The sequence below is a fragment of the Roseburia sp. AF25-13LB genome (assembly GCF_003478915.1).
Lineage (GTDB): Bacteria > Bacillota > Clostridia > Lachnospirales > Lachnospiraceae > Roseburia_C > Roseburia_C amylophila.
Genome location: NZ_QUFO01000007.1, coordinates 36,555 through 59,324 on the forward strand (window position 1 = coordinate 36,555; position 22,770 = coordinate 59,324).

The window sequence follows — 22,770 nt, forward strand, 5'->3', positions numbered from 1 at the left end:
TTGAGGAGAGTAAAGGAGCATTATGAGTATATACGATTCATTAAATGAAGAACAGAAAAAAGGTGTATTTACAACAGAAGGACCTGTGCTGCTGCTGGCGGGCGCAGGCAGCGGAAAGACCCGTGTGCTGACCCACCGGGCGGTATATCTGATAGAGGAACTGGGAGTCAATCCCTATCATATCCTTGCGATTACATTTACCAATAAGGCTGCAGGCGAAATGCGGGAGCGTATTGATGACATGGTGGGCTATGGCTCGGAAAATATCTGGGTATCTACCTTTCATTCTACCTGTGTGAGAATTCTGCGCCGTTTTATTGACCATATCGGATTTGGAACCAACTTTACCATATATGATACAGAAGACCAGAAGACCATTATGAAGGATATCTGCAAGCGTCTGGAAATTGATACGAAGATGTATAAGGAAAAAAGTTTGCTTGCGGCCATTTCTTCTGCAAAGGACGAGCTGATCAGTCCGGAAGCATATGCCCTACGGGCGCAGGGAGATTTCCGGAAAATGAAGGAAGCAGCTGTTTACCGGGAATATCAGCAGGTGTTGCGGAAAAATAATGCACTGGATTTTGATGATTTGATTGTAAAGACCGTAGAGCTTTTCCAGTCAGATATGGAAGTGCTGGATTATTATCAGGAGCGGTTCCGTTATATTATGGTGGACGAGTATCAGGATACCAATACGGCACAGTTCCAGCTGATTAAACTGCTGGCAGGCAAATATAAGAATCTCTGCGTGGTAGGTGATGATGACCAGTCCATTTACAAATTCCGTGGAGCAAACATTTATAATATATTGAATTTTGAAAAAGAATTTCCAAATGCAGTCACCATCAAGCTGGAGCAGAATTACCGTTCCACCCAGAATATTTTAAATGCAGCCAATGGGGTCATTGCAAATAATGTGGGACGAAAGGCAAAACGTCTCTGGACGGAGAATGAGGAAGGCGAAAAAATTGCATTTCATCAGTTTGAAACCGGATTTGATGAAGCAGATTATGTAGCAAAAGATATCCGGAGCAAAGTACGGGAAGGCATGTATCATTACGGAGATTGTGCTGTGTTATACCGTACCAACGCCCAGTCCCGGCTTTTCGAGGAACGTTTTATCACAGCCAGCATACCATATAAGATTGTGGGTGGCGTAAACTTCTATTCCAGAAGAGAAATCAAGGATTTACTGGCTTACCTTAAGACCATTGACAATGCCATGGATGATCTGGCGGTACGCCGTATTATCAATGTGCCAAAACGTGGAATTGGAGCAACGACATTAAGCAGGGTGCAGGATTATGCCGATGAAAACGGTCTTACCTTTTATAATGCCTTAAAAATGGCAGAAGAGATTGGCACAATCGGACGGGCATCTGCAAAAATCAGACCGTTTGTAATGCTGATTCAGAGTATGCGGAGCAAGTTGCCGTATATCAGTGTATCAGAGCTTTTGCAGGAAATCATTGAAGAAACCGGTTATGTCCGTGAGCTGGAAGCAGAAAATACAGAGGAAGCACAGCAGCGAATGGAAAATATCGATGAGTTGATTTCCAAAGCGGTTACTTATGAGGAAAGCGAAGAAGAGCCGACCTTAAGCGGATTCTTAGAGGAAGTAGCACTGGTTGCAGATATTGACAGTGTGGATGAGACACAGGACTATGTCGTGCTGATGACGTTACATAGTGCAAAAGGTCTTGAATTCCCACAGGTTTATCTGGCAGGAATGGAAGACGGACTGTTTCCGGGATTCGGTGCAATCTGTGCGGAAAATCCAACAGCGGAAATCGAAGAAGAACGTCGTCTTGCCTATGTGGGAATCACAAGAGCCAAGGAGCGGTTGTCCATATCCTGCGCAAGAATGCGTATGATACGAGGAGAAACACAGTATAATAAGGTGTCCCGCTTCGTAAAAGAGATTCCGCGGGAACTTTTAGCGGGAACCATCCAGAAGGAAAAAATGCCGGATATTCCGAAACCAAGTATGATGGCGAAAAATGCATTTTCGGCAAAGCCGATGGCACTGCGCAGAACTGGCGTACCGGAGGCAAGGAACTTTGGCAATTCCGCAATGAAAAAGCCGTTGGATTATGCTGTGGGTGATACCGTTTCCCATCTGAAATTCGGCACCGGAGTCGTAAAGCAGATTATTGACGGCGGCAGGGATTATGAGGTTACCGTTGATTTTTCCGGTGTAGGTGTGAAGAAGATGTTTGCATCCTTTGCCAAATTGAAAAAGTTATAAAAATTTTATGAATTTGTAATTTTTTCTAGTAGATTGGGGAAACATATGCTATAATGAATTAATAAAAAGAGTTCTAGGTGGCAGGAAAATGAAAAACTGTTGTTGGCATAAAAAGGAGTGGTCAGAAATGGAAAAAATGGAAGAATTAAAGAATTTATTAACCGCAAATGTGAACAAAGTAACAGAATTATTGCATAAAAAGGAGAAAGAGGAAATAATGGAAGAGAAGAAAAAATCAAAAGCTGGTTTAATTTTTGCAATCATTGGTATTGTTGTAGTAGTTGCTGCAGCTGCTTATGGATTATATCGTTTCTTTGCACCAGATTATCTGGAGGATTTTGAAGACGATTTCGATGATGATTTTGAAGATGATTTCTTTGACGAGGATGACGAGGAAGAGAAATAATCATTATCATTTGCATAATTTAACAGGTGAAGATGTAAAGGGCTGTGTGATATCATGCAGCCCTTTTACTGAGTGTGCCGGAAACGCTGCGGATGACATGTGTTTTTGGAAAAGAATTGTTTGTGTGAGGTAAGTATGAAAAAAGGTCAGGTATTACAGGGAACTGTTGCATATGTGGATTTCCCGAATAAGGGAGTTGTAAAAGTAGAAGAAGGAAAGCAGGTAATCGTAAAAAACGTATTACCGGGACAGGAGATTTCCTTTTCTGTAAATAAGGTAAGAAAGGGAAAAGGCGAAGGCCGCTTACTGGAAGTTTTGAAGAAAGCACCAAATGAGCTGCCGGAAGCACCATGCCCGCATTTTGGAATCTGTGGAGGCTGTACTTATCAGAATTTATCCTATGAAGATCAGCTTGTATTAAAAGGACAGCAGGTGAAGAAACTGATGGATGCGGTAGTAGACCCGGAAACCTACAGCTTTGAGGGCGTAAAAGCAAGTCCGAATGAATTCGGATTCCGTAATAAGATGGAATTTACTTTTGGGGATGAATATAAGGATGGTCCCCTTGCTCTTGGCATGCATAAGCGTGGCAGCTTTTATGATATTGTTTCGGTAACGGACTGTAAAATTGTAGATGAAGATTATCGGAAGATATTAAGCTGTGTGCAGCAGTATTTTGCAGAAAAAAAGATTTCCTATTATCATAGGATGCGGCATACCGGATATCTGCGTCATTTACTGGTGCGTAAAGCGGTAAAGACCAAAGAGATCCTGATTGACCTTGTAACGGCAGGCGCAGAGCATATTCTGGATGGCCTGACAGAAGCAGTATCTTCAGAAAAAGATTTGCTGACCGGAATGAAAGACGCGTTATGTAAACTTGATTTAGACGGCAGCATTGCAGGAATTCTTCATACGAAAAATGACAGTGTAGCAGATGTAGTAAAGGATGAAGGAACAGAGATTTTATATGGAAAAGATTATTTCTACGAAGAACTCTTAGGACTTCGTTTTAGAATCACACCATTTTCTTTCTTCCAGACCAACTCTCTTGGAGCAGAGGTGCTTTACCAGACTGCAAGGGACTATATCGGTGATACGCTGACCGAGAAGGCAGACAAGGTGGTATTCGATTTATACAGCGGAACCGGAACCATTGCACAGATGCTGGCACCAGCCGCAAAAAGGGTAGTGGGTGTGGAAATAGTAGAAGAGGCAGTGGAAGCCGCAAAGGAAAATGCGGCATTAAATGGTCTTGAAAACTGCGAATTTTTAGCCGGCGATGTCTTAAAAGTATTGGACGATATTACCGAAAAACCGGATTTTATCGTATTGGATCCTCCGCGCGATGGCATCCATCCAAAGGCATTGGAGAAGATTATCCGCTATGGCGTAGACCGCATGATTTATATTTCCTGTAAGCCAACCAGTCTTGCAAGAGACTTAGAGGTTTTAACCGCCAGAGGATATCAGGTGGAGAGGATGTGCTGCGTGGACATGTTCCCATGGTCCGGAAATATTGAAACCGTTTGTCTGCTTTCAAAGAAACCTTGATTTTCTGCGGTTTGTGGGATAATAAAGAAAGATAATGGACGTGTGTTTTCTGGTCTTTTGAATGAAACATTTGAATATTGAAACAGAGGGGTGTTTTGAGACTCTGCTGAATAATAGGCTTTTGCTAACAGGTATCACTTTTGCGAAAATGTATGATACCTCCTGGCAGGAGCCTTTTTGTATAAAGATAACTTGACTTATAAATCTTACTGATGTAATATTTACACAAGTCCAGCAGGATTGCGGACGAAATTTTTTTGCTGCGAAATCTTACACATGTAATAAAAAAGGAGGAATGCATAGTACGATATACCCAGCAAATAGAAATTTTTTATTTCAAAATCTTACAAATGTAATATTTTGAAGATATAGCGTACATTGAAAATAGAATATGATCATATCTGCAAAGCAAAATGAATGGAGGTCAATATGAAGAAAGAAAAAAGCAGAAACAAGCGAAAGAAAACAAGAAGCAGGCTCCTATGGATTGCGATTGCTGTTATAGGAATAGCTGCGGTAATTTCTGCAGTATGCGTGGCAGGAATGTTGGCAACAAAGGAAAATGCCTGGAGGACACCGGAAGAACTTCTGGTGGAGTACATGGATCATATTCCAAAACAGGAGTATGAAGAAATGTATGCGATGCTACATATTGAGGCATCGGGGAATGTCAGTCAGGAGGATTTTGTAACTCGAAATTCAGCTATTTATGAAGGTATAGAAGTCCAGAATATGGCTGTTCAGATTATTGCATATGATGAGGAGCAAATGGCGGTAACCTACCAGACTTCTTTTGATATAGTTGCAGGAACTATCAGCTTTGAGAATGAAGCACTCTTCCTAAAGGGCGAAGATGGATATAAGTTGGTTTGGGATGATTCCATGATTTTTCCGAATCTGACTTCTACAGATAAAGTAAGAGTTACCACTACACAGGCAGTAAGAGGAGAAATTCTGGATAGGAACGGACGTGTCCTTGCAGGAAAAGGTATAGTTTCTTCGGTTGGAATCGTTCCGGGCAAGGTGGAAAACAGAGAGGAAGCAATTGCACAGATTGCAGAACTGTTGGAAACAACTCCGGAAGCGATAGAAAAGATGCTGTCGGCACAGTGGGTAAAGGATGACTCCTTTGTGCCGATAAAAACCATTCCGAGGGTTGAAGAAATCGAGTTGATGAAGATTGAACCGGACGAAGAGGTGCTGAAAGAAAAGGAAAGACATGAAAAGCTACTGGAAATTCCCGGAGTGATGATATCTGATGTTGAAGTGCGTGAATACCCATTAGGAGAAGCGGCTGCACATTTGGTCGGGTATGTTCAAAGCGTTACTGCGGAAGATTTAGAGGAACATGCAGGAGAAGGCTATACAGCCAATAGTGTAATCGGCAGAAGCGGAATGGAGTGCTTGTTTGAGAGTGAACTGAAAGGCCAGAACGGTTGCAGGATTTACATTGTAAATTCGGAAGGCAAAGAGAAGGAGGAACTGGCTTGTATTCTGGTACAGCATGGGCAGGATATTCAGCTTACGATAGATGCCAATTTGCAGGTTTCCTTGTACGAACAGTTTAAGGAAGATAAAAGCTGCTCAGTGGCCATGAATCCTTATACCGGAGAGGTATTGGCCTTGGTCAGCACACCGTCCTATGACAATAACGATTTTATTATGGGATTGTCCAGTGAACAGTGGACTGCGCTTAATGAGGATGAGAATAAGCCAATGTATAATCGGTTCCGGCAAGTGTGGTGTCCGGGGTCTACATTCAAGCCAATTACCGCTGCAGTCGGCTTGGAATCAGGAGCAATCGATCCAATGGAAGATTACGGGAACGTAGGCTTAAGCTGGCAAAAGGATGCATCGTGGGGGTCCTATTATGTAACAACACTCCATGCATATGAACCAGTCATTTTAGAGAATGCCCTGATATATTCCGACAATATTTATTTCGCAAAGGCAGCATTAAAGATTGGATCAGAAGAGATGGAGAGTTCTTTGACTGGACTTGGTTTTAATGAGGAATTGCCATTTGAGATTAAGATGGCAGAGTCGCAGTATTCTAATTCAGAGGGAATTGAAACAGAAATACAGTTAGCTGATAGCGGTTACGGTCAAGGGCAGGTTTTAGTGAATCCGTTACATATGGCTTGTATCTATTCTGCTTTCTGTAACGAGGGAAATGTCATAAAGCCTTATTTGGTATATCAGAATGAAGCAACAGCTGAGTATTGGATTCCGGGTGCCTTTTCTAATGAGACAGCAAGCCGTGTATTGGAAGGAACAAAGAAGGTTGTGAATGATTCTAATGGAACTGGATATGCAGCCCATCGGGATGACATTCTTTTAGCAGGAAAAACAGGTACGGCAGAAATCAAGGCATCGAAGGATGATATTTCGGGTACGGAATTAGGATGGTTTGCAATTTTTACAGCAGAAGATACGGTAGAACGTCCTATATTGATTATCAGCATGGTAGAAGATGTGAAAGGTAGAGGAGGAAGTGGATATGTTGTTAAGAAAGACGGCCTGGTCCTGGAAGAGTGGTTTAGCAGTAATTAGTTTTGTACTGATGCTTAGTGTTTCAGGGTGTAGCGATGCACCCCCGGAAGAAGATACAGTTTCGGAAACAGTAATTGATATTCAAGCTATTCCAGAAGATTCTAAGGAGAACGCAGAAGAAATTATAAACATCTGTATAGATCTTTATAAGAAGGCAGCAGAAGAAAACAAGATAGCTGATTTGGAAACGATTCGTAGTATTGTAAATTGCCTTGGAGAAAATGGATATCCGGCTGTTGACAGCAGAAATCAAATTAACATGACGGACCCAGAGAAGGTAGTGGAATTCTGCGAAAAGGTGGATGCACAGGAAGAAGCAGAAATAACAATTCTTGAAGTCAGTTATTTAGGCGGATTTGTAAAATACGATTTACACACAAAAGACGGAAATGTAGATGTGGTCAGAAGCTATTACAAGTACGAAAATGGAGATATACAAAGAGAGGTTACTGGAAGCTATCAGGCGGAGTATTGGAATTATACAGAAGAAGGTTACCTGATGTTTTCCGGTGTCTGGTTTTCAGAAGAATTGTATGTTCTTACATTGAGTGGGGCAGAGGAGCATACCGCATTGCGGGTACAGCCATTGGATGAAACATATCGGGAGTTGAGTCGGAAATATCTCCGCCCGATTGGCTTTGAACAGAATAACATGTTTATTGTGGATTGGAGCGAGGATGATTTCGGGGCTTTGAATTTCTATGATATGTATGACATTCTCTATCCAAAAGTAAATGGTCAGTATGTTCCCTATATTGCAGATGACAACCTGGCAGTAAGTGCAGTTTATCGGATTCCAAAAGAGGAATTTGAAAGCGTTATTATGAAATATTTCAATATTGATAGTGAAACGCTGCAATCCAAAACCGTCTATTATTCGGAGGATTCAACTTATGAATATAAGCCGAGAGGCTTCGAAGAAGTAGAGTACCCGGAATATCCATATTCAGAGGTAGTCGATTTTACAGAAAACAGCGATGGGACAATTACACTTACAGCTAATGTAGTATTCCCTTATGCAGGTGATTCCAAGGTATATGCTCATGAGGTTGTGGTCCGCCCGTTAGAGGACGGAGGGGTACAATATGTATCCAATCAAATTATACCTTCCGAGGATAATTATGAGGAAACATGGCATACACCACGGTTGACGTTGGAAGAATGGGAAGAATTGTACGGAGGCGAATAATGGAAGATGTAAAATGGCTGCTTAGAAGATGTGGACTTCCGATTTTGCTGCTGTTGATTTTCGTGATAGCCAGGGTGTTCTGTTGGGGAAAATTGCATGCAGAAAAGCAAAAGGTGGCAGAAGAAGTATGGGAGCCACCTATAGAAATCGAAAATAGCGAAGCAGAAACAGAAGAAGCCGAGAATGCGGAGATTTCCACAGAGTCAGCATATTGGTTTATTCCGCAAGCCAGTGATGATCTCCTTTCAGAAAAGGAGAAGGAGCAGCTGCAGAGTACGGTTTTGTCAGCAGCAGAATCGGTCAGAGAAATCTATAAGGATATTGTAATTGCAGATGCACCAAGCTACTCTTCCGGTATTAATGAATTTACCCACGAGCAGAGGAAAGCCGTGGTGGAACAATTGGGCAGAAGCGGTTTGGTAAGTGTTGAAGAAGATACTGCCATGCAAAACCATGAAGTAATCGAAACATTTTATGCAGATTACTTGGATGGACGGGACTCGATGGTTACGGTATTTGAAGTATATAGAGATGGACTGATTGGAGCAGTTACCTTCATTTGTCGGAAAGGTGAGTTGCAGACCTATTACATAGGAATTCGGTGGAAGGAAGGCGGTATACCAGAGATACAGGGAACTTCGGTAAGTAATGTGGCTGAGATTAAACTGACCGAAAAAGGATATTTTATCTACGCATATGAATATGTGATTGCACATGCAAGTTTGAGACAGTATTGGAGAATAGAACCGCTTCCGGAAGACTGTTGGGAATTGACGGAGAAATACATATCAGGACTAAGCTATGTGAATTACAATGTGCTTGTCACAAATTGGGACAGCAACAGTGTAGAGGACATTCTGATGCCTTGTATGTATGAAGATATTTATCGGATTTCTACGGGCGAAAATCTGAAAACTGAAGATTGGAAGATTCCGGCAGAGGAATATGAAAGGATAATGACTACTTATTTTCCGGTATCGGTAGAACAGTTGAGAGAGCATTGCGGGTATGCTGAGGGCAGCAACAGCTATGAATATGAGATGATTTATGCCAGCCCATACCCACCTTTTGGAGAGGTGGTTGACTATACAAAAAATGCGGATGGAACGATTACACTTATCGTAGATGGAGTATGGTCGGATTATAATTCTGATCTCGCTTTTCGGAATACGGTTGTGGTTCTGCCATTTGAAGACGGAACTTTCAGATACCTTTCCAATTCTATAGAACAAATTGAGTTGGAACTGCCGCCGATAGCAAGAAAGAAAGGATGATATTATGGCATTAAAGAAAAAAAGCATTCTGCTGATTATGGCATTTCTGATTGGATGCGACCTGTGTGCCTGTGGAAAAGAAGATAGCGTTGTGGGTGAATCTTTTGTGGAAGATACGGAAGAAGTATCTTCCACGGAGGAAACAAAAAGTGCCGAGGAAGAGGCTGCAGAACAATGGGAAAAGGGCTATGACCTTCAGGTAGATGAACAGGAAAGGGAAGAAGCTGAGAGTGAGTGTAAAAAGCTGATGGAACTTTATCTTGATATTTATGAAACTGCAGATAAAGGGAGAGCATCCAATATTGTTTTGGATGAACAAACGGTTCTTGAAATGCAGAAGAAGGTAAAGGACGCAGGATATCCAATTGCTGCGATGGTAACGTATTCTAACATGGGGAATTATGAAAGTGTCGATAGTTTTCTTAAAGAATGTATGGAAGGGCAAAGCGGTTCTGTAGTAATTTATGAAATCCACAACGATGGTGGACTGGGCAGAATGAAATTCATTTTTGATGGAACGGATATGTATGTTGTAAGTACAAGAGGAATCTGGAATGCTGACAACGAGCCGGGAATTTCGTACATTTCATATACGAGACTCAAGGAATGGAAATACACGGAAAAAGGATGGTTCTGCTATGAGTTGTGTGTGCCGGAGCCGCCAGAGGTCAGTGAAATCGTGGATGGAAGTTGCCTAATCAGAGTAAAGCCAATGACAGAAGAACAACGTGAAATATCTGAACGTTGTGTTCAGGGACTTGGTTATCAGGGACAGAATCTTTTGTGTTCTAATTGGAATGCAGAAAATATGAGTGAGTTGGATTATAACGGAATGTTTGAATATCTGTATGGAATGAAATATGGAGAAAAGTTCAATTCTGAAGATTATCCCAATGGCATTCCTAAAGAAGAGTTCGAAAGTCTGATTATGGAGTATCTTCCGATAACAGCAGAGCAGATACGGGAGTACGCAGCGTTTGATGAGGAAAATCAGACCTATCTTTGGGCGAGACTTGGATGTTTTAATTACGCACCTACTTTCTTTGGAACTTCTCTGCCAGAGGTTGTCGATATCAAAGAAAATGAAGATGGAACAGTCACATTAACAGTTGAGGCAGTTTGCGATATGGTCATTTGCGATGATGCAGTCATAACCCACGAACTTACGGTAAGATTTGCAGAGGATGGTAGTTTTCAGTATTTGGGGAATGAAATCCTGAATGATGGAATAATGGACATACCAGATTACCAATACCGAATCCGTGAATAGCAACAGAAGAATGATTTGATAATAGTGGTATTCTATGGTAATCTTACGGATGTAAGAGAAAGGAGGATGGAATGAAAAAATTGAGAAGAGTTTGAATTTTGGTAGCAGTTGTTATGCTTGTAGTAGTTGTAGTTTATTTGTTTGAAAAGAATACAGATGAACCAGAAAAAATATTTGTTATTCCTGTAAACAGAGATGAATTATTTATTAGTTCGGAGGAGGGATATAATTCTATTGAAATATATAAGCAGGAAAATAAGTTAGTTATAAATGCACAATCAGAAGCAGCGTTTTTCGATGGGGTGTAATTTACAGTAGAAATAGAGGGGGAAATAGCACAGGAAGATGTAGAAATCATTTGGATGACTATAGGCGGCAATACGGAATATGTAGAAGGCAATGACCGTATTATTGCAGAGATAAAAATATCCGATAATGATGAATTGATTTGTGATACAAAGATAAATTTTGCAAAAAAAGCAATTGACGCAATAGAAGATGTGTTAGAAAGGAACGGGATGTAAGAAAGGAGGACACATGAAAAAATTAAAATTAGTTGGAATATTGGTAGCAGTTGTATTGATAGGCGGAGTAATATCCATTTCATTCATAAATAATAACATTGCCTATAAAGTGGAAAAGGAATTATGTGAAACACCACTGCCAGAGAAAACGGAACTGATAGAGTCAATATCACGGGCAGGGAAGCTGACAGGTAACGGAAACGGGATGCAATATTTTGGTGCGATTCTAATTCAGAGCGAGTTGTCCTTGAAAGAACTGGATGATTACTATTCGGATCACAGAAACAATGAATGGGAGTATCTTGTGGAAATTCAGGAAGGACAGTCTATTGATGTGATTGACCACGAAACTCTGAATTTTGGGAAAGAAATAAATGACGCCGGATATTACATTGTATATTCATGGGAAAGCGAAAATTCTCTATTGAAAGAACTGGATATACGAGGACATTAAAAAGGGGGCTATATCAATGAAAAAATTTATGCTATGTATTATGGGCTCGCTCATTGCACTGTTTGTAGTATTTTGTGTTGCATTTCGCATACGGTAAATTACAAGAAGATAACTTGCGATACATCCGTTTCACCAGATAAAAAATATGAAGTGATACTTCAAGCTGTTGGAGAACTGGAATGGCCTTTTGGTTCAGCAAGTGGACGGTTAGTCCTTAAAGAAGGCGAAGATAAGATATCGCAAACAGATTTTGAATTGCACAATGACGGTGCAAGCATCAGTAGCAGCTGTTGGAAGGTTACCTGGCATGAGGATTATGTAGAAATAATTCTATCAGGTGAAGAACAATTTGATGAACAAGTCATTTTATATTTCAATGGTACGAAAGAAATACAGCAATTGACAGATGTAGCAGATATTGAAGTAGAATATCCATCAGGAGAGAGATTAGATGAAAGCCGGGTTATAACTGAACAATCCTTTGATGTAGAATTGAATGATTGGGGTGAAGTACAGTTTGTATCTTATCTGCCGACTTATGAAACGCTCTGGGAAGATGTTTCATTTGTGCTGGCAAAAGACAATCAAATTATATATTATTTTCCGGAGTGTTATGAAAATAATAGTACAGAGAATGATAGTGTAGGAATGTTTGATAGTGTTGAAGCGGTTGGATTTCAGGATATAGATGGAGATGGTGCAAAGGATGTGATTGTCATCATAAACTATGTTACAGGGGCAGGACCGCAGGGAATGATGCCACGAAAGACTATTAGAATATTCAGTTCACAGGATAATGGTTTTGTCATTCAACACGATTTAATGGATGAATTAATGGAAAATATGAAAGAGGATGATATTTCTATTCCTGCGATCTGTGATTATGTGACATTAATGGAAACAAATGAAATATATGATGGATATCGTACTATATATCAACAATACTTCGCAGACGAAGGATGTGATTTTATGATATCATACGGTGCGAATGGAAATTCTAGAGTTATCTTAAATGAGAATGAGGAAATAATAGAATATCTTGTATATGACAGACTTTCGGAGAATGAAAAATGCGAATTATATGTTTGGTACAGAAGTAAGAAAAACGCAGATGGTTCATGGCATATCTCAGAGGCAGAAATTCTTGATATATTTGCTTATAATGTGTCTACAAAAGATGTGGTTAGTAGCGGTAAAACATCATGGTCAGCGACTGGAAGTGAAGAGTATTATGAAATAAATTAAGATAAGCTTTTGATTTTAATTCGATTATCTACATGTGAAGTGAGGTGTTTTTATGCGAAAGTTTGTTAGAACGTATTCTCCATTTTTAGTATATTTTGTATGTGTGGCTTTAGCTTATTTTCTTTGTTTTTATTTATTTCCCAAATATAATGCTGCCTTAGCCTATTTGGGCTTTTTAATTATATATACATATATTGATATTGGGGTTTTTATTTTAGGTTTTTTTATGGGAAAAATCATTGTCAAACGCAGCATTGACATTAGCTTTTTGCTGTGTCTAATATATGCATTAATTTCTTTCGGGTTGATGCTCTTGATAGGTTCTCTGAAATACGTTTTTTATGATTATATGTATAGTAACTTTACGTTTATATTTTCAATCTTCATTGAATCATTAGGTGATAGAGATAGTTTGTATGTTTCAATTGGGACATTGATATCTTTTTTTATTGGAGAAATTGTAGAATACATCAATAATAAATCTAATTCTTGACGTATAGAACTGGATAGTTGAAACGCTTTTATGCATAAAGTGAAAATAAAAAAAACGGGCAAAGGATTATACGACTATGACCTTTACCCGATATTTTTATTTCCAGATATTCATGTCTGACAAGATAGACATGGTTATTTCAGTTGCGTTGCCTCCGGTAGCATCGCTGTCTGCACCAATGTTGGTAGCAAAAAAGTATGTATTATCTGCAGTTTCGATATAACCGATAAACCATCCGTTCACATCCTGACCATCCACACGGCCGGTTCCGGTCTTTCCGTAGAATGTTCCGGCATCGGAAGAAGAAAGACAGATGGCATCTTTTACTGCATTGATGTTTTCAGGGGCGAAGCCAAGGCTGTTATTCTGCAGCCTGGTTAGAAGTTCGACCTGCTCTATTGGGGAAATCTTCAAGGAAGATTCCATCCAATAAGTGGAGAAATCACCACTTATATTTTCGTTTCCATACCCAATTTCCTCAATATAGTTGGAAATGTTAGCGGCTCCAAGCTGTTCGTCCACAGATTCAAAATACCAATTCACGGAGGAATTCATTGCAGACTGTAAAGTTTGATCCGCATTCCATGCTTCAAATGGATAGGTTTCGCCATTCCATGCAATGAACGAATTTTCCGGTGTAATGATCTCTTCTTCCAATCCGAACAGGGCATCATATATCTTGTAGGTGGAGTTTGGAGCAACTCGTAAGGTGGCATGCTCCATGTCGTGTATGCTCCATGCATCATTTTCTAAATCGTATAACACAAAGCTGCCTTCGTATTCTCCGAAGTATGTGGAGAGGTCTACATAGGAAACATTCTCAGAAGAGGAATCCCATTGGTAGTGGCTTCCGTCTGCTGCGTATGTGGAAATAAAAGGTGCGAATCCAAGGAGAAGAACAGCAGTCAACATGAATGCAGTCATACCTTTTATTCTTTTCATAAATGTCGGTTTCTCATAAGAGGCAATGTTGATAATTCTTCGTTTCATCTGCTCCATGTTTCCACCAAGACCGGCGGCAAACGGAAAAGGAGTAAGTGAAACCTTCTCTGCAAAGTTAATCAGTGTATTGCCATAATCTTCGTAAGCATCCTCTTCAAGCATTTTCAAAACGGAAGTGTCACAGGCAACCTCTCTATCATTACGCATTTCTTTCAGTGCGTACCAGACAAGAGGATTGAACCAATATACTACCCCAGCAAGATTCATCAGATAACTGGCAACAGCATCTTTGTGCTTATAGTGCTGCAGTTCGTGCAACAGCATATATCGCATATCGGATTCGTTGTAATCAGAGATCAGATGAATCGGCAGATAAATACATGGTTTCAAAAGTCCCACAATAATCGGGGATTTCAAAAATGCAGTACTGTAAACAGGGATATTTCTGTGAATTCCCATTTCCTCCAAACATCGATGATATAGTCTGCGTACTTCCGGGTTCTGAAGGGGAAGTCCAGATTTCTCCAAATTGCGTAGGCGGAGTGAGGATTTGATTACTAATATGATCATTGCAAAAATGCCTATAATCCATATCCCCAATAATATGTATCCGGCAATGGATGGTGTTTCGCTATTTACAGAAAGTGCGAAATCATTCATCCAGTCTGTATTTCCGACCGGATGAATTCCCACAGCTTCTCCCATAGCGGTTGCAGTGCCGGAAGCAGGGGAGCTTCTTAAGCTACCAAGCCACGAGAAGATTTGTGGAAATCCGATGAGACGGAACGGTATAAAGGGAACTGCCAGCAACCCAAGGAGCAGGAACCACAGATTATACTGCATCCGGCTGGACAGGTTGTTTTTGAATATCCGTTTGGCAAGCAAAAGGATTTCAATGATACCGCTGATAAACACATTGCATAGGGAAAAGCGTATCATAAAATTAGCCACGTTAATTGCCTCCTTTTTTTGACCTCTTGGAAAGAAGGGAGCGGAGTGTGTCTATTTCTGTTTCAGACAGTCTGTCATTTTCGATGTATGCAGACAGCATGGCAGTGATATCTCCATCATAGTAGCGTTCCAGAAAAGAGTTGCTTTCCTGGCCGATATATTCATTTTCTTTTACAACTGGGGTGTAAACAAATACTCGGCTCTGTTTTTCATAAGTCAGAACGCCTTTTGTTACGAGACGTTTGATTAAAGTCTGTATCGTCTTAGGACTCCAGCTTGTGGTCTGTAATAATTTATCTGTTATTTCATTGGTACTGATCGGCGCATGTTTCCATATGATTTTCATAACTTCAAATTCAGCTTCAGAAATCTGTGGTAAATCGCTCATTTCAAATCCCTCCTTAAATCTTACAGCTGTAATAAATATATTATAGACGTTATTTATGTGGTTGTCAATTTCAGAAAAAACATATTGACTTGAAATCTTACTTGCGTAATAATTGAAATATTACAAAAGTAAGATTTGAAGATGGCGACCAAAAGAAAAGAACCAGAATCACAACGGATTAGCTGGTTCCTTTACTCGTTTGAATTACTTCTTTTATGTATGAGTGCTAAGAGGTATTCAATTGCTGGAAGAATCTCGGCTGCCTCTTGCTCATCACATTCCTGTAGCATCAATAACAGTTTTTGTTTTTTCAACCCGTCCGTGGCTGCGTCGGGGTGGAAAATCTGGTCTGCAGGGAATGCGGTGATCGCTACTGTGGCATTTGCGGTGGCAATGTCACTGCCGGAATTACGGGAAAATTAGTGAATAAATAACTTGCTATTTCCTCCATTCAGAGTGATATATGTAGTACCAAATTGAATGGAGGAAAAGCAAATGAAGGTAAAAACAACAGCAGAAAACAGAAAAGATGTTGTAAAAGCGATGGAGGAAATCCTTAATGTAAAAGCAAAATATCAGGGATCACCATCCTTTGGATACAAGGTCGGGGAGTATACAGTGGATCGTGATGGCAACGTGGAACATGAATCCGAGGAGGCAGCACTTACCATGCAGAATGAATTAGTAGCGAGAGGTCTTGCTGAAGGCGAAACAGACAGACTTAACATTGAGATTCCGATAGAGGGATTCACAGCAGAGGGTATTAAAAACCTCATTTACATGATTCACAGCAAACAGTACCTTTTGGAAAAAGCAGTCGGAAAAAAGGTGTTCAGAATTTCCGATAAGCTGGTAGAGAGACTGGATGCGGAAGAAAACATACCGCTTGAGAAAGTGATACAGATTGCTGAAGAAGAAAGTATAGAGGGGATTGCCTTTGAGGATGACAGAATATGCTTCTGCGGATTTCCGCTGAACGAGGATGAAGCGAGAGCCTATGCTGAATTGGCAGCTTGCATGGCAAAGACGGCAAAGGAAGCAAAGAGAGTAAGTCCAAAGGCTACCATCGAAGAAAATGAAAAATATTACATGAGAGTCTGGCTTGTCAGAATCGGTCTTGGAGGTAAGGACGGAAAGGACACAAGAAGCAGAAGGTAAAGGTGCGAGCCTTTGGGGACTTCTGAAATCTTATCAGAAAAATCGTGACGGATGGATTTCACTGGATTATACCGAGAGGGTTTAAAGATAAGCCGGACAGAGACAACAGGTTTCTGTCCGGTCGCTTTTTTCGGCTCCTGACAAGTTTGGACAGAGTGAAAAAAGAGTGGGTGGAAACCGTAGAATTGCTTGACTTTACAGGGGTTTAGAGTGATTTATATACTACCAAAAACGAAAGGAGTACTTATTTATATGGTGATTGCAGGAACGATAAATAGGGTGGCTTTTTACTGCAGAGTCAACCATCGTGACAGAGATTATGAAAAATATCTGGACGATGTAATGAGGCGGTTGGAAGAAGAATATGGAAAACAGAAATGGGATTTGCAGATATTCTTTGAGGAAGCCTCAGGAGCAGACCCGAACAGAAAAGAATTTAATCGTCTGAAAGCAGAAATCGCAGCAAAGAAGATTGATGTGGTGGTTACTATGAGGGCTGCCACGATTGCCCGTAACTGGGGACAGTTTATGGAGTTCATGCTGATTTGCAGTAAGAGAAATGTGGAAGTGGTGTGCATTGACAAGGTAGAGGATGCACAGGCCATTTTCCAAAGAATTCAGGAGTTTAAGAAAAGGTTTTTTGAAGGAAGTAATGTAACGTGCGAGTAAAAGTGATTAACAAACGACCAGCTTCGGTCTTACAAAAGAAAAGGGTTTGTGCTTATGCCAGAGTTTCCACAGACAGCAGAAGACAGGAAGACTCTCTTGAAAACCAGATGGAAACCTATAAGAGACTGATTACCGGAAATCCGGAATATGAATTTATCGGAGTATTTGCTGATCAGGGCATATCCGGTTATTGTGAGAACCGCCCACAGTTCCAGAGAATGATGGAAAAGGCAAGGGCAGGAGAGATTGACTTAATTATTACAAAATCCATATCGAGGTTTGCTAGAAATACCGTCACCGTTCTAAAGTTCGCAAGGGAACTGAAGGAACTAGGTGTCGGTATTTTTTTTGAAGAACAGAACATTAACACTCTATCAGGGGACGGTGAGATGATGCTTGCCGTCCTCGCTTCTTTTGCACAGGAAGAAAGCAGAAGCATGAGTGAAAACAATAAATGGTCCATTCGGAAGAAGTTTGAGAGGGGAGAAGTGATGATTACCACATCCCGCTTCCTCGGTTATGACAAAAACGAATATGGAGATTTGATTGTGAACAGAAAGGAAGCGGAAATTGTCAGTCTGACTTTTGACCTTTATCTGCTGAATGTCGGCTCGTCAAGGATTGGGGAGCTGCTTGATTACCTGGGTGTGAAAACGGTGACGGGAACCACATGGGAAAGCGGGACTATCAATGGGATGCTTTGTAATGAAAAGTACAAAGGGGATTTTCATCTGCAGAAGTATTACACCCCTGAAAACAAAAGAAACCATACAAGGAAAAACAACGGGGAAGTGCAGAGTTATTACATTTCGGAAAATCACGAACCAATTGTATCGCCAGAGGTGTGGGAACAGGTACAGAAGGTCAGAGAGCAGAGAAAGCGTGACAGGAATATTGGACAGGACAACACAATGAAGTTCCAAAACCGCTATCCCTTAAGCGGAATGCTGATTTGCCCTTACTGCGGAAAAACACTCCGGCGCAGACAGGTTTACAAGAAGAAAATCCAATGGCTTTGCAGCACCTACATTGAAAAGGGAGTCAAGGCATGCAAAGGGATAAGAATTGATGATGCCGAATTGCAAGGCTTGAACATTACGGAACAGACAGTGATTGAGGAGGTGGTTAAAAATGGCAAGAAGCATTACTGTTATACCAGCAAAGCAGATTTCGACTGCGGAATCAGGAACAGCACAGTCAGTGCAGAAATTGAAGATGGCAGCGTACTGCCGAGTGTCAACCGACCAAGAAGAACAGTTATTAAGCTATGAGAATCAGGTCAATTATTACACAAATTATATCAGCGAGAATCCTCTCTATGAATATGCAGGGACTTATGCGGATGAAGGAATTTCGGGAACCAATACCAAAAAGAGAGATGAATTCAACCGTATGATTGCGGATTGCAGGGCGGGGAAAATAGATATGATTATTACCAAGTCCATTTCCCGATTTGCAAGAAATACGCTGGATTGTTTGAACTATGTGCGAGAGTTGAAAGATTTGGGGATAGGGATTATTTTTGAAAAGGAAAATATCAATACCCTCGATGCAAAGGGCGAAGTGCTGCTGACCATTCTTTCCTCACTGGCACAGGATGAGAGCCGGTCCATTTCAGAGAACTGCACATGGGGAATCCGCAGAAGGTTTGAAACAGGAAAACACAAAATGAGTACAAAGCGTTTTCTTGGATACGATACGGATGAAACGGGGAAGCTGGTAATCAACAGGACACAGGAGCCGATTGTAATTCGGTTGTATCAGGAATTCCTGGACGGAAAAACAACCGATCACATCAAGAGGATTTTTGAACGGGAAGGTGTGAAAAACTGGGATGGCGGTACGAAGTGGCAGTCCACAACCTTAATGAGTATGTTGGAAAATGAAAAATACAAGGGTGATGCCTTGCTGCAGAAAAGTTATACGGTGGATTTCCTTACCAAGAAACGTACACAGAACAAGGGGGAAATACAGATGTTTTATGTGGAGGATGACCATGATGCCATCATTTCAAAGCGGATATGGGAATGTGTACAGCTTGAAATAAAACGCAGGAAAAAGTATCTGGAGGAGCATGGGACAAACTCCTATTCCCACCGGCCGGAAAGCAATCCATTTGCATCCAAGATAATTTGCGGAGACTGCAATAAGGTTTTGGCACGGAAAGGCTGGCGGAGCAGCACGGGTGTTGACCGTAAGGTATGGCAATGCAGTGAACGGTACAAGGTCAAAGGAGTCATGGGATGTGTCAACCGCCATGTGGAGGAAGAAACGCTGATAAAGGCTTATCTGATGGCTTGGAACGCATTGGTGGAGAACCGAGAGGATTTCATGGAGTAGTGGACAGAACAGCTGCAGAGCGAGAACCTATTAGAAGGTTATCGGGCAGAGAAGTTCATAGAATACACCGATGGAGCAGAACCTCTGACAGAGATGGATACGGACTTCATGCTGAAAACACTGGACCACATCAAGGTTTTTGAGGATGGAACATTGTTGGTGGTGTTTCTGGACGGAACGGAGATTGAATGTAAAAATGAAGAGGAGTAAGAAAAGATGCCGATTGGGAGTTGCGATTCCTGATCGGCTTTTTTTCTTGCTCTTTTGCAGATGGTAAAAAAACAGGTGATATGGTAAAATAAAATAGATAGCTTGAACGAAAGGGAGGATTGCATAATTTGGAGAGACATCAAGGTAGTTGGAAGGTTGAAGGAGAAGAAGAGTATAATATTGGGGAATTAGTTATAGACAATGATTATATTGAATTTTTTGTAAGAGGTAAATCTATTCCTTGGGCTTGTACTTTTATAGGTTCAAATGGAGAACATCCAATAAAAGTGTATGCTAAAGGACCTGGAGAAACAAAACATAGGTCATTAAATATGAGTATTGGATATAGAGTAGTGAAGGTCGCTATGACAAATGCAGGATTTCAAGAGGGGTTTGAAATAAACAATATTAGTGCATTCTCATTTGAAATTCCAGAACTTGTTGATTGGTTAAAAATAAATAGTGTGTCAATAGGTTTTACAGAGGCGAACGAGTTATTTGCAATTGAAGAGAAAATAGAACCTATTATTATAAAAAATGAAAATCCACATATTGAAATATCATTTGGGCCTGCATCACCGTTTATGCCACCGGAAATAAATGATAGGGTAGAATATGTGGTAAAAAACTATCCAAGAGTTCATGTGTCATATGAGGAAATGGTAACTGATGAAAGAGTGTATGCAGATATACAAATTTTAATGCGTTTCTTTGGTATGCTTATAGGGTATGTTTCTTATGCGAAAGATATTCGATTAAATATTGAGGGTAAAGACTTAAAAACATGGATATGGTTTAATGAAGATTTTTCGCATAACCTAAGGCACCTTAACGGGATAGATAGATTCAGAACGGAATATTCTCAGGTGAAAGATGAATTAGCAAATTATTTTGAAAATTGGTATACATTTTCTAATGATGATTATTTCTTTTTGCCGAGACAGATGTTCTTTAATAGTAATAGAAAAAGAGAAATATTTGCAGAGGATTTGTTTGTACAGTATGTAAAAATTTTAGAAGGTTATCATCTAAGAATATCAGGTGATGAGAAAAAAGCGGAACAATTGGGTATAGAAATTTTAGAGCAGCTAAAAGATGAAAATGTAAAGAAGGTGTTAAGTGAGCCGTTCAAAAAAGCTGGTTCATCTTATAAGCCAAAGACAGTTGCTCAATGGATACAAGGAGGATTTTTGAGCCGAATTACCCTTGAAACACGATTGAAGAAATTAGACGAAGAACACGGTTCTATAGTGGCTGGAAACACCGAGTATGTATATAAAGAATCGAATGCAGACAAATATTTTAGTGCAATCGTAAAAACAAGAAATTACTATTCACATTATAAGCCTGATCGTGATGGAGTGCTGACATTTGGACAAATGTGTAATAGTATAGATGTGTTAAAATGTTTGATTATAATGATTTTGTTTAGTCATATGGGAATGGACATCGATACTGCGAAGCAGATAATGATACACGATGATAAATTGTGGATGTATACTTCTTGTATGAAGAAGGATCAGGATATAGAGGGGTAAACACTATCCCCCTAAGTGGGGTATAAACCTTTTCGCAAAAGGTGACGGTTTCGCTATTTAGTATAAGAAGTAACTTTCACCGCATGTGGAGATGGTCTGCCTTCTGTCGAGAAAAGCCCAATAAATCAAAGGATTTCGCCATTTTGGGAATAAAATAGATGTGTGTTTCTGTTTCCATAGAGTGATGATATAACTGGAGTTTTACCCCAGGGGATAGGCTTTTGGGAATAAGAAATACACATTTTGGCGAAAGGATACTTTTTCGCAAAAGTGAAGACGTTGGGAGGAGAGCAAATGGAAAGCAACGGAACATGTTTTGTGTGTGGAGCTAAAGCATATATGCAACATTCCATGGACCCGGTCAAATATTTTTATTCATGTCCGATTTGTGGCAGATATGAGTATTATGTGCAATTTGCAGAATTAACAGAGTTCAATTTGAATCACTTGAGTTCATACCTACTGTACAATGGATTTAAGGAAAGCATGAAAGAATACAGATATTTTACTACCATGAGTAAAGAGCGCTGTGATGAGTACAAGAAAAATTTTGAACATGGAGATGTTACACACGGGCATCCAGTCAGATTGGAAAATGAAAACGTAGAAAACTGGTATCCAAAAACCTTTGCTGAAAAAGTGGATAATATTTTACTTCACTTGAATTCTCGTATTAGGCACATGGGTGAATATGTTAAACTACCAAAAGAGGAAATGATCAGTTGCCTTTTTGTTGATAGATACGATTATAAAGATGGTAATCATAAAAAGAGAACTGATGATGCAATACAGGCACAGATGAATTATATGATAAAGTTTTTAGTTGATAGGAATTACATCTTATCACCACAGTCATGGAATGGTGGAGAAAATGATCGACCTATCACATTATCACCAGAAGGTTATGCCAGAGTAGATGCTATTCAGAAGAATACTGCAAATGGTAAAAATGTTTTAGTTGCCATGAAATTTGGAGATGATACAAAAAAACTCAGAGAAATGATACGCCAAGGTATAATGTCAGCTGGCTATGTAGCAATTTTTATTGATGAAGTAGAACATAATGATTTTATAACTCCAGAGTTATTAAAATACATAAGAGATAGTAAATTTGTTGTGGTAGATTTGTCGCATCAAAATAATGGAGCGTACTTTGAAGAAGGATATGCGATGGGCTTAGGAAAGCCAGTGATCCAATTATGTAAAAAGGATGTGCGGCTACATTTTGACATAGCACAAAAGAATACAATCATTTGGGAAACAGAGGAAGAAATTCCGGAAAGATTAAAAAATCGAATAATAGCAACTATTGATTAGAAGGGGTAGTTATTTTACGGGGGTAAATCTTATACCCCACTTTG

At 40.1% G+C, this 22,770-nt stretch carries 19 protein-coding genes; 17 read left to right on the plus strand and 2 right to left on the minus strand.

Annotated features, from left to right (window positions below):
* Positions 1-22: 22 nt before the first annotated feature.
* From pcrA to DWY37_RS10720, 11 genes are all read left to right on the plus strand, one after another.
* Positions 23-2,251, plus strand: coding sequence for a DNA helicase PcrA (pcrA, locus tag DWY37_RS10675; RefSeq protein WP_022242637.1), 2,229 nt, complete (start codon positions 23-25; stop codon positions 2,249-2,251).
* Positions 2,252-2,378: 127 nt separating this feature from the next.
* Positions 2,379-2,657, plus strand: coding sequence for a hypothetical protein (locus tag DWY37_RS10680; RefSeq protein ID WP_022242638.1), 279 nt, complete (start codon positions 2,379-2,381; stop codon positions 2,655-2,657).
* Between the two features lie 135 nt (positions 2,658-2,792).
* Complete coding sequence (rlmD, locus tag DWY37_RS10685; RefSeq protein ID WP_118541760.1) at positions 2,793-4,211, plus strand: 23S rRNA (uracil(1939)-C(5))-methyltransferase RlmD; 1,419 nt, start codon at positions 2,793-2,795, stop codon at positions 4,209-4,211.
* Between the two features lie 429 nt (positions 4,212-4,640).
* Complete coding sequence (locus DWY37_RS10690; protein ID WP_118544511.1) at positions 4,641-6,764, plus strand: penicillin-binding transpeptidase domain-containing protein; 2,124 nt, start codon at positions 4,641-4,643, stop codon at positions 6,762-6,764.
* Positions 6,712-7,953, plus strand: coding sequence for a DUF6070 family protein (locus tag DWY37_RS10695; protein ID WP_118541762.1), 1,242 nt, complete (start codon positions 6,712-6,714; stop codon positions 7,951-7,953). The genes DWY37_RS10690 and DWY37_RS10695 overlap by 53 nt, the downstream gene beginning before the upstream one ends.
* A complete protein-coding gene (locus tag DWY37_RS10700) occupies positions 7,953-9,227 on the plus strand; it encodes a DUF6070 family protein (protein ID WP_118541764.1) in 1,275 nt (424 codons plus the stop codon). Before DWY37_RS10695 ends, DWY37_RS10700 begins: the two co-directional genes overlap by 1 nt.
* A 4-nt stretch (positions 9,228-9,231) precedes the next feature.
* Entirely contained in the window at positions 9,232-10,497 is a 1,266-nt protein-coding gene (locus DWY37_RS10705; protein WP_118544510.1) for a DUF6070 family protein, read from the plus strand.
* A 98-nt stretch (positions 10,498-10,595) separates the two neighbouring features.
* A complete protein-coding gene (locus tag DWY37_RS10710) occupies positions 10,596-10,805 on the plus strand; it encodes a hypothetical protein (RefSeq protein WP_117698794.1) in 210 nt (69 codons plus the stop codon).
* Between the two features lie 54 nt (positions 10,806-10,859).
* Positions 10,860-11,021 carry a hypothetical protein gene (locus DWY37_RS15835; RefSeq protein ID WP_158552113.1) on the plus strand — a complete coding sequence of 54 codons (162 nt, stop codon included), beginning with the start codon at positions 10,860-10,862 and terminating at the stop codon, positions 11,019-11,021.
* Positions 11,022-11,034: 13 nt separating this feature from the next.
* Complete coding sequence (locus DWY37_RS10715) at positions 11,035-11,475, plus strand: hypothetical protein (protein WP_117698795.1); 441 nt, start codon at positions 11,035-11,037, stop codon at positions 11,473-11,475.
* Positions 11,476-11,625: 150 nt separating this feature from the next.
* Positions 11,626-12,720, plus strand: coding sequence for a hypothetical protein (locus tag DWY37_RS10720; protein ID WP_242986213.1), 1,095 nt, complete (start codon positions 11,626-11,628; stop codon positions 12,718-12,720).
* A 589-nt stretch (positions 12,721-13,309) separates the two neighbouring features.
* On the opposite strand, the gene DWY37_RS10730 is transcribed toward DWY37_RS10720, so the two are convergent.
* Together DWY37_RS10730 and DWY37_RS10735 are read right to left on the minus strand one after the other, a co-directional pair.
* Positions 13,310-15,106 (minus strand): BlaR1 family beta-lactam sensor/signal transducer, encoded by a 1,797-nt coding sequence (locus DWY37_RS10730; protein WP_117698796.1) that lies wholly within the window; start codon positions 15,104-15,106, stop codon positions 13,310-13,312.
* A gap of 1 nt (position 15,107) precedes the next feature.
* On the minus strand, positions 15,108-15,494 hold the full coding sequence (locus DWY37_RS10735; RefSeq protein WP_117698797.1) for a BlaI/MecI/CopY family transcriptional regulator: 387 nt from the start codon (positions 15,492-15,494) through the stop codon (positions 15,108-15,110).
* A gap of 495 nt (positions 15,495-15,989) precedes the next feature.
* Between DWY37_RS10735 and DWY37_RS10745 the strand changes: the two genes are divergently transcribed.
* The 6 genes from DWY37_RS10745 (at position 15,990) to DWY37_RS10770 (ending at position 22,726) form a co-directional block, all read left to right on the plus strand.
* Positions 15,990-16,652 (plus strand): phage terminase small subunit P27 family, encoded by a 663-nt coding sequence (locus DWY37_RS10745; protein WP_242986215.1) that lies wholly within the window; start codon positions 15,990-15,992, stop codon positions 16,650-16,652.
* Between the two features lie 252 nt (positions 16,653-16,904).
* Positions 16,905-17,321 carry a recombinase family protein gene (locus tag DWY37_RS10750; protein WP_117698798.1) on the plus strand — a complete coding sequence of 139 codons (417 nt, stop codon included), beginning with the start codon at positions 16,905-16,907 and terminating at the stop codon, positions 17,319-17,321.
* A complete protein-coding gene (locus DWY37_RS10755; RefSeq protein ID WP_117698799.1) occupies positions 17,312-18,592 on the plus strand; it encodes a recombinase family protein in 1,281 nt (426 codons plus the stop codon). Before DWY37_RS10750 ends, DWY37_RS10755 begins: the two co-directional genes overlap by 10 nt.
* Positions 18,537-19,661 (plus strand): recombinase family protein, encoded by a 1,125-nt coding sequence (locus DWY37_RS10760; protein WP_330408395.1) that lies wholly within the window; start codon positions 18,537-18,539, stop codon positions 19,659-19,661. The genes DWY37_RS10755 and DWY37_RS10760 overlap by 56 nt, the downstream gene beginning before the upstream one ends.
* Positions 19,662-19,999: 338 nt before the next feature.
* The gene (locus tag DWY37_RS10765; protein ID WP_118544508.1) at positions 20,000-21,409 is read left to right on the plus strand and encodes a HEPN domain-containing protein; all 1,410 of its coding nucleotides are present in this window, start codon (positions 20,000-20,002) and stop codon (positions 21,407-21,409) included.
* A gap of 294 nt (positions 21,410-21,703) precedes the next feature.
* Positions 21,704-22,726 carry a hypothetical protein gene (locus DWY37_RS10770; RefSeq protein ID WP_242986217.1) on the plus strand — a complete coding sequence of 341 codons (1,023 nt, stop codon included), beginning with the start codon at positions 21,704-21,706 and terminating at the stop codon, positions 22,724-22,726.
* Positions 22,727-22,770: the final 44 nt, after the last annotated feature.

Excerpts from the sequence above, each read along its gene's own strand:
- DWY37_RS10745 (WP_242986215.1), top strand. The coding sequence starts at position 15,990 with ATGAAGGTAAAAACAACAGCAGAAAACAGAAAAGATGTTGTAAAAGCG.
- DWY37_RS10705 (WP_118544510.1), top strand. The coding sequence starts at position 9,232 with ATGGCATTAAAGAAAAAAAGCATTCTGCTGATTATGGCATTTCTGATT.
- DWY37_RS10715 (WP_117698795.1), top strand. The coding sequence starts at position 11,035 with ATGAAAAAATTAAAATTAGTTGGAATATTGGTAGCAGTTGTATTGATA.
- DWY37_RS10750 (WP_117698798.1), top strand. The coding sequence starts at position 16,905 with ATGGTGATTGCAGGAACGATAAATAGGGTGGCTTTTTACTGCAGAGTC.
- DWY37_RS10770 (WP_242986217.1), top strand. The coding sequence starts at position 21,704 with ATGGAAAGCAACGGAACATGTTTTGTGTGTGGAGCTAAAGCATATATG.
- rlmD (WP_118541760.1), top strand. The coding sequence starts at position 2,793 with ATGAAAAAAGGTCAGGTATTACAGGGAACTGTTGCATATGTGGATTTC.
- DWY37_RS10690 (WP_118544511.1), top strand. The coding sequence starts at position 4,641 with ATGAAGAAAGAAAAAAGCAGAAACAAGCGAAAGAAAACAAGAAGCAGG.
- DWY37_RS15835 (WP_158552113.1), top strand. The coding sequence starts at position 10,860 with ATGACTATAGGCGGCAATACGGAATATGTAGAAGGCAATGACCGTATT.
- pcrA (WP_022242637.1), top strand. The coding sequence starts at position 23 with ATGAGTATATACGATTCATTAAATGAAGAACAGAAAAAAGGTGTATTT.
- DWY37_RS10680 (WP_022242638.1), top strand. The coding sequence starts at position 2,379 with ATGGAAAAAATGGAAGAATTAAAGAATTTATTAACCGCAAATGTGAAC.
- DWY37_RS10760 (WP_330408395.1), top strand. The coding sequence starts at position 18,537 with ATGGCAGCGTACTGCCGAGTGTCAACCGACCAAGAAGAACAGTTATTA.
- DWY37_RS10735 (WP_117698797.1), bottom strand. The coding sequence starts at position 15,494 with ATGAGCGATTTACCACAGATTTCTGAAGCTGAATTTGAAGTTATGAAA.
- DWY37_RS10700 (WP_118541764.1), top strand. The coding sequence starts at position 7,953 with ATGGAAGATGTAAAATGGCTGCTTAGAAGATGTGGACTTCCGATTTTG.
- DWY37_RS10695 (WP_118541762.1), top strand. The coding sequence starts at position 6,712 with ATGTTGTTAAGAAAGACGGCCTGGTCCTGGAAGAGTGGTTTAGCAGTA.